This window comes from Streptomyces sp. NBC_01549 (assembly GCF_026339955.1).
In the GTDB taxonomy this organism is placed as follows: Bacteria; Actinomycetota; Actinomycetes; order Streptomycetales; family Streptomycetaceae; genus Streptomyces.
Genome location: NZ_JAPEPW010000001.1, coordinates 4,370,335 through 4,381,268, shown reverse-complemented (window position 1 = coordinate 4,381,268; position 10,934 = coordinate 4,370,335). Strand labels below are relative to the sequence as shown.

The window sequence follows — 10,934 nt, the reverse complement described above, 5'->3', positions numbered from 1 at the left end:
ACGGGCATCCATGCAAAGCGAGTTGAGGTTCGCGCCCATCACCCGAGCGGTCGCACAGCGGCCCGCAAGTTCAGGCATGACGCGTCCGCCCTCTGGACAAGCAGTGAGGTTAGGCTAACCTACCTTCGAACTCGTCCGGCGGGCGCTCCCGCCCCGTGCCGAAAGCAGCCACACACATGTCCAACGCCCGTGCCACCCACCTCACCCGACGCGGCATCCTCGCCGCCGGCGGTGCCCTCGGTCTCGGCGCCGTCCTCGCCGCCTGCGGCGACGACGACGCGAAAAGCGGTGGCTCGGAGTCGACGAAGGCCGCCGCCGCCAAGTCCGGCCCCTGGACCTTCAAGGACGACCGCGGCACGACGGTGAAGCTGGACAAGATCCCGGCGAACATCGTCGCCTTCACCGGTGTCGCCGCCGCCCTCCACGACTACGGCATCGAGGTCAAGGGCGTCTTCGGCCCGACCACGACCAAGGACGGCAAGGCCGACGTCCAGGCCGGCGACATGGACGTCAGCAAGCTGACCGTCCTCGGCAACGAGTGGGGCCAGTTCAACATCGAGAAGTACGCGGCCCTCGCGCCCGACGTGCTGATCTCCACCATGTTCGACTCCGCGGGCACCCTCTGGTACGTCCCCGAGGAGTCCAAGGCGAAGATCCTCAAGCTCGCCCCGAGCGTCGGCATCTCCGTCTACGACCGCCAGATGCCCGTGTCGCTGCAGCGCATGCTCGCGCTCGCGGTGTCGCTGGGCGCCGACGAGAAGTCCGCCGAGATCGCCGAGGCGAAGAAGAAGTTCGAGACGGCCGCCGAGCGGCTGCGCACCGCGGCCAAGGCCCGCCCCGAGATCAAGGTGCTGGCCGGTTCCGCGAGCCAGGACATCTTCTACGTCTCCGGCTCGAACCTCTCCATCGACCTGGAGTACTTCAAGGCACTCGGCGTGAACATCGTCGAGCCCTCCGCCAAGGCCCTGAAGGCCAGCGGCGGTTGGTTCGAGAACCTGAGCTGGGAGAACGTCGACAAGTACCCGGCGGACATCATCATCATGGACGACCGCAGCGCGACCATCCAGCCGGCCGACATCACCGAGGCCACCTGGAAGAAGCTGCCCGCCGTCAAGGCCGGCCAGGTCATCGCCCGCTCCCCCGAGCCCATCGTGTCGTACGCCAAGTGCACCCCGCTCCTCGACAACCTCGCCGAGGCGATCGAGAAGGCCAAGAAGGTCGCCTGACACCGTTCCTAAAGACTGAGCGGGAGTGAGTCCTGTTGCCAGAACGCATGCTCAGCCGCGTGCCCCGAACGGTGTTGGGCACACTGGTCCCCCGCTTTCGCTCCGCCGCCGGGCAGCACGCATCGTGTGCGTGGTCCGGGAAGGTGGGGGCGGGTTCCCTCGCGCCCTCGAATCTCCGCTCCAGCCTGGACGGTCCGATGCCCCTGCACATCGCTCCGGTGTGCAGGGGGCGGTGCCGTCCGTCGCCGGATCGGGTGTCCGAGGGCGCGTCGCCCGACGGCGATGCTCGCCGCATCGTGCTGGGTGGTCTCACGTCGTGGAGTGGTCAGCGATTTCTGCCAGTACTGGACGCCCCACCGGCTGGTGTAGGCCGGGTCGACCGCGACGATCGCCACATCCTGCTCGGCGGCCATCGAGAGGAGCCGGGCCTTGAGTCTCGCGGTGGGGAAGCGGGAAATCAGTCGGCGGAAGCGCTTGTTGCGGCCATGCTTCTCCCGGCTCCTGCCGTCGGTGAAGTCGAGATCCTCGACGGCGATCGCAGCGGCGCCACGGCGGCGGGCGAAGTGCAGCAGCTGGGTCAGCGCGTGCCGGATCTGCGCGTCCCGGTGCACGGCAGTATCGGTGAGGTCGTAGAAGAAGCGCTGCGGTTCGCCGACCGGGTTGCCGTGCACATCCAGACGCCAGGCCGCCAGGTGATCGTCGTTCATGTCTACCCCGACCACTCCCCGGGCCAGCGCCGCCTCAAGCGGCAGCACCGGCGCTGCGGCGCGCTGCCAGGAGGCGGTCACATACCAGCGGCCCCGCCCCGCGTCGTGGTGGATGCGGTAGGCCACCGCCCGGTTGACCGCGATCCGGTCGAGCCACTCCTGACCCCGGTGCTTGAACTGCACCGTCGCATCCAGCACGTACCGGCCGTGCGGCACGTTGGCCAACTGCGCCAGCGGGGCCGGGAGCTTGATCGAGATGTGTCCGGTGTCGGTGATGCGAATGGTCTCGTTGCCGAATCGCTTGCCGGACTCCCCGTCAGCGACCAGGAACATCCGCGCCGCCTGCCACCGCTCCCGCCAGGCCTGCCCGCTCAACCCGGCCTCGTCCAGGTGGTGACGGGTAGTAGCCAGGCGCCTGCCACCGCGCACCACGCGCACCCGGCCCGCCGCCCAGTCGACCTCAACCGCCGCCAGCCGCTCGTTCAAGGACTGCAGGCGGCGGGACTTGGCATGCCACTCGACCCGCGAGGCGTACCCGCGCACCAGCCCTTCGCGCTTGTCGGCCTTGGCACCCAGCGGCCGGGCCAGTCGTGCCTCGATCTGCCCGACCTGTCCCCGCAGCCAGCCGATGTGGGCGGCCTGGCCGCGCCGGGCCAGGGCCCACTGGTCCTGTGTGGCCCTGGTGATACTCCCCGCCCAGCGCGCCGACGAGCGCCCGGTCAGCCCCCGCTTGCGCGCTGCCCACGCGGCCGCATCATGCGCCAGCCCCTCCCGGGACCGGACCGCGAGATCACCGGCGGCCAGCGAGCCGAGAAGCATACCGACCTCACGCAACACGGCCGCATCCGCCTGCGACACCCGCAGCCGGTCCCGGATGGCCACCCCGGCCGGACCCGGCACCACGTAGGACGCTGCCAGCTCCCTCAGCCTGTCCACCTGCCACCCCCATCCCGCCCTGAAGATCCAGCCACTGCACCCAACGAGCGCCACCCGCGAAGGTCACCCGTTCGGCGCAAGAACCTCCGTTCCCCTCCGGCAAGGGTCCCGGGCGCGCATCACGGACAGGACGACCCGGAGCCTCACTCCCGCACACCAGAACTCACTACGCCTCAGTACACCGACAGCAGTTCCCAACCCCTGCCGTGATTCCCTGACGATGACTCAGGAGCATGACTCATGACGACGGCCATAGCCACCCCGTTCCGTTTCTTCTCCCTCCAGGTCGTACGGACGAGGCGGCTCGGCCCGTCTCTGGTCCGGATCACCTTCGCCGGAGCCGACCTGGTGGCCTTCGCCTCCCACGGCCGGGACCAGAGCCTCTCCCTCTTCCTGCCACACCCCGGCCAGACCGAGCCGGCCGTCCCTTACGAACTGGGCGACAGCTGGTGGCAGGGCTGGCGCGAACTCCCCGACGACGAACGGGCGGTGATGCGCTCGTACACGCTGCGGGCGCTGCGCCCGGACGCCCGGGGCCGTACGCGTGAGATCGACATCGACTTCGTCCTGCACGGCGTGGAGCCGGAAGCCGAGGTCCCCGCGGGCCCGGCGTCCCGGTGGGCCTCCGGTGCGGCGGCCGGTGACCGCGTCGTACTGCTCGGACCGGCGGTCGAGGACAACCGGGCGATCCGCTTCCGCCCGCCCGCCGACACCGACCTGGTCGTCCTGTGGGCGGACGAGACCGCGCTGCCCGCCGCCTCCGCGATCCTCGAGTCCCTGCCCCCAGGCACCCGTGTCCGGGCCTGGCTGGAGGTCCAGCACGCCGAGGACATCCAGGACCTGTTCGTCGCCGCCGAGGCGGAGATCACCTGGCTCGTACGTGACGACGAGTCCCCCATGGCCGTCGATGCCGTACGGGCCGCCGAACTGCCGCCCGCCGAGGCCCCGTACGCCTGGATCGCGGGCGAGTCCGGGTGTGTGAAGGAGATGCGCCGCCATCTCGTGCGCGAGCGCGGCATCGACCGCAGGCGGGTCACCTTCGTCGGCTACTGGCGGCGGGGGCTGACCGAGGAGCAACTGCGGGAGCAGGGAGAGTAGTTCGAAGGTGTGGCGGGTCTCTGGGCGGTTCAAACAGAGACGTATGTCACTGAAGCCGGGGCGGGACGAGGTCTCGGCGTTCAACTTAGGTTAGGCTAACCTAAGTTGAACGCCGAGACCTCGTCCCTCTTCATGCCCCGGCACAGCCCCCGCCTTACCCCCTCACCCGTCCCGCTCGGACTCTCCCGCACGGAGGACCCCCACATGCGCTCGCACCTGCTCAATGACACGACCGCGGAGCGGTACCGCCGCTCCGTGACCGAAGGAATCGAGCGGGTGGCGGCCAAACTCGCCACCACCGACCGACCGTTCACGGGTGTCACGGTCGACGCCCTCGCTCCCCGTATCGAGCGGATCGACCTGGACCGCCCGCTGCACGACACCAGCGCGGTCCTCGACGAGCTCGAAGAGGTCTACCTCCGGGACGCGATCTACTTCCACCACCCGCGCTACCTCGCGCACCTCAACTGCCCGGTGGTCATACCCGCCGTGCTCGGCGAGGCCGTCCTGTCCGCCCTCAACTCCTCCCTCGACACCTGGGACCAGTCGGCCGGCGGCACCCTCATCGAGCGCCGGCTCATCGACTGGACCAACGAGCGCATCGGCCTCGGCCCGGCCGCCGACGGCGTGTTCACCTGCGGCGGCAGCCAGTCCAACCTCCAGGCCCTGCTGCTGGCCCGCGAGGAGGCCAAGCCGGGGAGTGAACCGGGCGACACCGCCACCAGACTCCGCATCTTCGCCTCCGAGGTCAGCCACTTCAGCGTCAAGAAGTCGGCCAAACTCCTGGGCCTCGGCGCGGACGCGGTCGTCTCGATCCCCGTCGACCACGACAAGCGCATGCAGACGCTCGCCCTCGCCCACGAGCTGGAGCGCTGCGAGCGCGACGGTCTGATTCCGATGGCCGTCGTCGCCACCGCCGGCACCACCGACTTCGGCTCCATCGACCCGCTGCCCGAGATCGCCGAGCTGTGCTCCCGGTTCGGCGTCTGGATGCACGTGGACGCGGCCTACGGCTGCGGACTGCTCACCTCCCTGAAGAACCGGGACCGCCTCGAGGGCATCGAGCGCGCCGACTCCGTCACCGTCGACTACCACAAGTCCTTCTTCCAGCCCGTGAGTTCCTCCGCCGTGCTGGTCCGCGACGCCGCCACCCTGCGCCACGCCACCTACCACGCGGAGTATCTGAACCCGCGCCGCATGGTCCAGGAGCGCATCCCCAACCAGGTCGACAAGTCCCTGCAGACCACCCGCCGCTTCGACGCCCTCAAGCTGTGGATGACGCTGCGCGTGATGGGCGCCGACGGCATCGGCGAACTCTTCGACGAGGTCTGCGACCTGGCCCAGGAGGGCTGGAAACTGCTCGTCGCCGACCCCCGATTCGACGTGATGGTCGAGCCGTCCCTGTCCACCCTCGTCTTCCGCTTCATCCCGGCCGCCGTCACCGACCCGGCCGAGATCGACCGCGCCAACCTGTACGCCCGGGGGGCCCTGTTCGCCTCCGGCGACGCCGTCGTCGCGGGCACCAAGGTCGGCGGCCGCCACTACCTGAAGTTCACCCTGCTCAACCCCGAGACCACGGCCGAAGACATCGCCGCCGTGCTCGATCTGATCGCCGGCCACGCCGAGCAGTACCTGGGAGAGTCCCTTGACCGCGCTTCCTGAATCCATCGAAGCCACCGGAAAGACCTACGACTTCGTCGGCATCGGGCTCGGGCCCTTCAACCTCGGCCTCGCCTGCCTCACCGAGCCGATCGCCGAACTGGACGGCGTCTTCCTCGAATCCAAGCCGAACTTCGAGTGGCACTCCGGGATGTTCCTGGAGGGCGCACACCTCCAGACCCCCTTCATGTCGGACCTGGTGACCCTCGCCGACCCGACCTCCCCGTACTCCTTCCTCAACTACCTGAAGGAGTCCGGCCGGCTGTACTCCTTCTACATCCGCGAGAACTTCTACCCGCTGCGGGTCGAGTACGACGACTACTGCCGCTGGGCCGCCTCGAAACTGAGCAGCGTCCGCTTCGGCACGACGGTCGAGGAAGTGACGTACGAGGGCGATCTGTACCACGTACGGACGGCCGCCGGCGAGGTGCTGCGCGCCCGCCACCTGGTCCTGGGCACCGGAACACCCCCGTACATCCCCGAGGCCTGCGCGGACCTCGGCGGCGACTTCATCCACAACTCCCGCTATCTCCGGCACAAGCGGGAGCTCCAGGCGAAGGAGTCGATCACGCTCGTCGGCAGCGGCCAGTCCGCCGCCGAGATCTACTACGACCTGCTCAGCGAGATCGACGTCCACGGCTACCGGCTGAACTGGGTCACGCGCTCCCCGCGCTTCTTCCCGCTCGAGTACACCAAACTCACGCTGGAGATGACCTCCCCGGAGTACATCGACTACTTCCACGCGCTGCCCGAGCCGACCCGCTACCGCCTCCAGACGGAGCAGAAGGGCCTGTTCAAGGGCATCGACGGCGAGCTGATCGACGCGATCTTCGACCTGCTCTACCAGAAGAACCTCGGCGGCCCCGTCCCGACGCGCCTGCTCACCAACTCCTCCCTGAACACGGCCGCCCACGAGAACGGCACCTACACCCTGGGCCTGCGCCAGGAGGAACAGGGCAAGGACTACGAGCTGCGCTCCGAGGGCCTGATCCTGGCCACCGGCTACAAGTACGCCGAGCCCGAGTTCCTGCAGCCGGTCCAGGGCCGGCTGCGCTACGACACCCGCGGCAACTTCGACATGGCCCGCAACTACGCCATCGACACCACGGGCCGCGGCGTCTTCCTCCAGAACGCGGGCGTCCACACCCACAGCATCACCAGCCCCGACCTGGGCATGGGCGCCTACCGCAACGCCTCCATCATCCGTGAACTGCTCGGCACCGAGTACTACCCGGTCGAGAAGACGATCGCGTTCCAGGAGTTCGCCGTATGAGCACCACGAGCCGGACAGGCACGACCACCGACGTGGGCACCTTCACCATCCGCCCCCTCGACCCCCTCCAGGACGCCGAGCTGCTGCACGGCTGGGTGACGCATCCCAAGGCCGCCTTCTGGATGATGCAGGGGGCGAAACTGCACGACGTGGAGCGCGAGTACATGGCCATCGCGGCCAGCGAGTACCACGACGCGTTCCTGGGGTCGCTGGACGGCGAACCCGTGTTCCTGATGGAGCGGTACGACCCGGCGCACGTGGAGCTGGTCGGTCTGTACGAGCCCGCGCCAGGAGACGTCGGCATGCACTTCCTGGTCGCGCCGACGGAGACGCCGGTGCACGGGTTCACCCGGGCGGTGATCACCGCGGTGATGGAGCACCTGTTCGCCGATCCGACGACCGCGCGGGTCGTCGTGGAGCCCGATGTGCGCAACACGGCCGTGCACGCCCTCAACGAAGCCATCGGGTTCGTGCCCGAGCGCGAGATACAGAAGCCGGAGAAGAAGGCGTTGCTGAGCTTCTGCACCCGGGAGCGGTTCGAGCAGGCGACGGGGGTGGCCGCATGAGCCTCGCCGACGCCGTCGCCCACCTCTCCCCCGAGCGCTGGGAGCGCGCGGGCCGCCTCCTCGTCCGCAAGGCCCTCGCCGAGTTCGCGCACGAGCGCCTGATCACGCCGGAGGCCGACGGCGAGGGCGGGTACACCGTCCGCAGCGACGACGGTCTGACCCGCTACCGCTTCACCGCCACCCGCCGCGCCCTCGACCACTGGCAGGTCGACGCCGAGTCGATCACCCGCCACCGCGACGGGGCCGAACTCCCGCTCGCCGCGCTCGACTTCCTCATCGAGCTGAAGACGTCGCTGGGCCTGAGCGAGGAGGTGCTGCCGGTCTACCTGGAGGAGATCTCCTCCACCCTCTCGGGCACCTGCTTCAAACTCACCAAGCCGCAGATCCCGTCCGCCGAGCTCGTGAAGGCCTCCTTCCAGGAGATCGAGACCGGCATGACCGAGGGCCACCCCTGCTTCGTCGCCAACAACGGGCGGCTCGGCTTCGGTGTGCACGAGTACCTCTCGTACGCCCCCGAGACCGCGAGTCCGATCCGGCTGGTGTGGCTGGCCGCGCACCGCTCCCGGGCCGCCTTCACCGCGGGTGTGGGCATCGAGTACGAGTCCTTCGTGCGCGAGGAGCTGGGCGCAGGGACGGTCGAGCGGTTCGCCGCGACCCTCACGGACCAGGGTCTCGACCCCGAGGACTACCTCCTCATCCCCGTCCACCCCTGGCAGTGGTGGAACAAGCTCTCGGTGACCTTCGCGGCCGAGGTCGCCCAGCGCCGTCTGGTCTGCCTCGGTGAGGGCGACGACGAGTACCTGGCCCAGCAGTCCATCCGGACGTTCTTCAACACCACCAGCCCCGGGAAGCACTATGTGAAGACGGCGCTGAGCGTCCTCAACATGGGCTTCATGCGCGGTCTGTCCGCCGCCTACATGGAGGCGACCCCGGCGATCAACGACTGGCTGGCCCAGCTCGTCGAGAACGACCCGGTGCTCAAGTCCACCGGCCTGTCGGTCATCCGCGAACGCGCCGCCGTCGGCTACCGCCACCTGGAGTACCAGGCCGCCACCGACCGCTACTCCCCGTACCGCAAAATGCTCGCGGCCCTGTGGCGCGAGAGCCCCGTGCCCGCGCTCCAGGACGGCGAGAGCCTGGCCACCATGGCCTCCCTCGTCCATGTCGACCACACGGGCGCCTCCTTCGCGGGCGCGCTGATCGAGCGGTCCGGGCTGACCCCCGTGGAGTGGCTGCGCCGCTATCTGCGCGCCTACTTCACGCCCCTCCTGCACAGCTTCTACGCCTACGACCTGGTCTACATGCCGCACGGCGAGAACGTCATCCTCGTCCTTAAGGACGGCGTCGTGCGGCGCGCGATCTACAAGGACATCGCCGAGGAGATCGCCGTCATGGACCCGCAGGCGGTGCTGCCGCCCATGGTCGAGCGGATCCGCGTCGAGGTCCCCGAGGACAAGAAACTCCTGTCCATCTTCACGGACGTCTTCGACTGCTTCTTCCGCTTCCTGGCGGCCAACCTGGCCGGCGAGGGCATCCTCGACGAGGCCGACTTCTGGCGGACGGTCGCCGAGTCCGTACGCGAGTACCAGGAGTCGGCGCCCGAACTCGCCGACAAGTTCCGGCAGTACGACATGTTCGCGCCCGAGTTCGCGCTGTCCTGCCTGAACCGCCTCCAGCTGCGCGACAACAGGCAGATGGTGGACCTGGCGGATCCGTCCGGCGCGCTGCAGCTGGTCGGCAGCCTGAAGAACCCGATCGCGGGCTTCTGAAGCCGATGGGGCTCAGGAGTACGGTCCTCCTGAGCCCCGTCTTCCCGACTTCCCGACTTCCCGGCTTCCCGATTACGCCGTGGGCCAGGGCACCTGCGGCGAGCGGTAGTAGCCGATGCCCAGTGCCTCCCAGCGCGGCCCCTGCGCCGCGAGCCGCACCTTGTAGGTGTCCCAGTCGTGCGTCGACGCGGGCGACCAGCCGAGCTCGGCCGCTCCGGGCAGCCGCGGGAAGGTCATGTAGTCGATGTCGGCCCCCGTGACGATGGTCTCCGTCCACAGCGGCGCCTCGACACCCCGGATCGCCGAAGCCGGGGCTCCCGGAAGGTAGGCGCCCGGATTCCAGTCGTACGCCCGTTTCACCTCCACCAGGCCCGCCCAGTCCTGCCCGAGCGGAGTGTCCGCGGTGTACTTCATGTCGAGGTAGACCCGGTCGGCGGGCGACAGGACGAGCCCCGTCCCGTTCCGCGCGGCCGCGGCGACCTGCGCCTTCTCCGTGGCACTGGTGTCGTCGAGCCCCCAGTACTGCGCGATCGCGCCCTTCACCGGGTGCGCCCCGGTCAGCTGGTGCCAGCCGATCACGGTCTTCCCGTACTTGGCGACGACCGGCTGCACCTTGTCCATGAAGGCCACGTAGTCGGCGTGGCTGGTGGAGTGGGCCTCGTCCCCGCCGATGTGGAGGTACTTGCCCGGCGTGAGTGCCGCCAGCTCCCGCACGACGTCGTCCACGAAGTCGTACGTCACCGGCTTGGCCACGCACAGCGAGCTGAAGCCGACGTCGGTGCCGGTGTAGAGCGGGGGTGCGGTGCCATTGCAGTTCAGCTGGGCGTACGAGGCGAGCGCGGCGTTGGTGTGGCCCGGCATGTCGATCTCCGGGACGACCTCCAGGTAGCGGGAGGCCGCGTACCGCACGATCTCCTTGTAGTCGGCCTTGGTGTAATAGCCGCCGTGTCCGCCGCCGACCTGGGTGGAGCCCCCGTACGTGGCGAGCCGCGGCCAGGAGTCGATCGCGATGCGCCAGCCCTGGTCGTCACTCAGGTGCAGATGCAGCTTGTTGACCTTGTAGAGGGCCAACTCGTCGATGTAACGCTTGACTTGCGCGACGCCGAAGAAGTGCCGGGAGACGTCGAGCATCGCGCCGCGGTAGCCGTAGCGCGGACTGTCCTTGATGGTGCCGCCGGCGACGAGCCAGGGGCCGGGCTGCACGGAGTTCTTCTCGACGGCGGCGGGCAGCAGCTGGCGCAGGGTCTGGACGCCGTGGAAGAGACCGGCGGGCGCGGCGGCCGTGATGGTGACGCCGTTTCGCCCGCTGTCCAGGCGATAGCCCTCGGCACCCGAGGACCCCGCCGCGATCCGCAGCCGGATACCGCCCGTGCCGTGCGTGGTGACGGGCAGTCGGTACCCGGTGGAGGGACGCAGGACGTCGGCCAAATACGTGCCGACCCGGCGGCCCTCCGGCGAGTCCTCGACCCGGATACGGGTGCCGTCGGTGATGCGATACGGGGATCCGCCCGCGTCGACCGAGGCGGGAGCCGGCACCACCTGCCCGAGCGGGGTCGCGGTGCGGCCCGACTCGGAGTGTGCCGCACCGACGGCTGAGACACCGGCGGCCACCACGAGCAGCAGCGTACCGAGGAGACGGGGCGTTCTGTGCTGTCTCACATGCGCTCCCTTCGAAGGACCCTGCAAACGAATTGCGGATG

Annotated in this window: 8 protein-coding genes; 6 read left to right on the top strand and 2 right to left on the bottom strand. The window is 69.2% G+C overall.

Annotated features, from left to right (window positions below):
- Positions 1 to 176 precede the first annotated feature (176 nt).
- On the top strand, positions 177 to 1,226 hold the full coding sequence (locus OG819_RS19540; protein WP_266624878.1) for an ABC transporter substrate-binding protein: 1,050 nt from the start codon (positions 177 to 179) through the stop codon (positions 1,224 to 1,226).
- Positions 1,227 to 1,234: 8 nt separating this feature from the next.
- Here OG819_RS19540 and OG819_RS19535 read toward each other — a convergent pair whose 3' ends face one another.
- Entirely contained in the window at positions 1,235 to 2,869 is a 1,635-nt protein-coding gene (locus tag OG819_RS19535; protein ID WP_266650668.1) for a transposase, read from the bottom strand.
- A 240-nt stretch (positions 2,870 to 3,109) separates the two neighbouring features.
- Here OG819_RS19535 and OG819_RS19530 point away from each other — a divergent pair, with 240 nt between their 5' ends.
- The 5 genes from OG819_RS19530 (at position 3,110) to OG819_RS19510 (ending at position 9,234) form a co-directional block, all read left to right on the top strand.
- Complete coding sequence (locus OG819_RS19530) at positions 3,110 to 3,967, top strand: siderophore-interacting protein (RefSeq protein WP_266624880.1); 858 nt, start codon at positions 3,110 to 3,112, stop codon at positions 3,965 to 3,967.
- Between the two features lie 204 nt (positions 3,968 to 4,171).
- Positions 4,172 to 5,629 carry a lysine decarboxylase DesA gene (desA, locus tag OG819_RS19525; protein WP_266652749.1) on the top strand — a complete coding sequence of 486 codons (1,458 nt, stop codon included), beginning with the start codon at positions 4,172 to 4,174 and terminating at the stop codon, positions 5,627 to 5,629.
- On the top strand, positions 5,613 to 6,899 hold the full coding sequence (locus tag OG819_RS19520; protein ID WP_266650666.1) for a SidA/IucD/PvdA family monooxygenase: 1,287 nt from the start codon (positions 5,613 to 5,615) through the stop codon (positions 6,897 to 6,899). The genes desA and OG819_RS19520 overlap by 17 nt, the downstream gene beginning before the upstream one ends.
- The gene (locus OG819_RS19515; protein ID WP_266650664.1) at positions 6,896 to 7,465 is read left to right on the top strand and encodes a GNAT family N-acetyltransferase; all 570 of its coding nucleotides are present in this window, start codon (positions 6,896 to 6,898) and stop codon (positions 7,463 to 7,465) included. Before OG819_RS19520 ends, OG819_RS19515 begins: the two co-directional genes overlap by 4 nt.
- Positions 7,462 to 9,234, top strand: coding sequence for an IucA/IucC family siderophore biosynthesis protein (locus OG819_RS19510; RefSeq protein ID WP_266624883.1), 1,773 nt, complete (start codon positions 7,462 to 7,464; stop codon positions 9,232 to 9,234). The genes OG819_RS19515 and OG819_RS19510 overlap by 4 nt, the downstream gene beginning before the upstream one ends.
- A 72-nt stretch (positions 9,235 to 9,306) precedes the next feature.
- Here OG819_RS19510 and OG819_RS19505 read toward each other — a convergent pair whose 3' ends face one another.
- Positions 9,307 to 10,893: a beta-N-acetylhexosaminidase gene (locus OG819_RS19505; RefSeq protein ID WP_266650662.1), complete on the bottom strand. Its 1,587-nt coding sequence runs from the start codon at positions 10,891 to 10,893 to the stop codon at positions 9,307 to 9,309.
- Positions 10,894 to 10,934: the final 41 nt, after the last annotated feature.

Coding starts and splice junctions, on each gene's coding strand:
- OG819_RS19540 (WP_266624878.1), top strand. CDS start 177: ATGTCCAACGCCCGTGCCACCCACCTCACCCGACGCGGCATCCTCGCC.
- OG819_RS19530 (WP_266624880.1), top strand. CDS start 3,110: ATGACGACGGCCATAGCCACCCCGTTCCGTTTCTTCTCCCTCCAGGTC.
- desA (WP_266652749.1), top strand. CDS start 4,172: ATGCGCTCGCACCTGCTCAATGACACGACCGCGGAGCGGTACCGCCGC.
- OG819_RS19515 (WP_266650664.1), top strand. CDS start 6,896: ATGAGCACCACGAGCCGGACAGGCACGACCACCGACGTGGGCACCTTC.
- OG819_RS19510 (WP_266624883.1), top strand. CDS start 7,462: ATGAGCCTCGCCGACGCCGTCGCCCACCTCTCCCCCGAGCGCTGGGAG.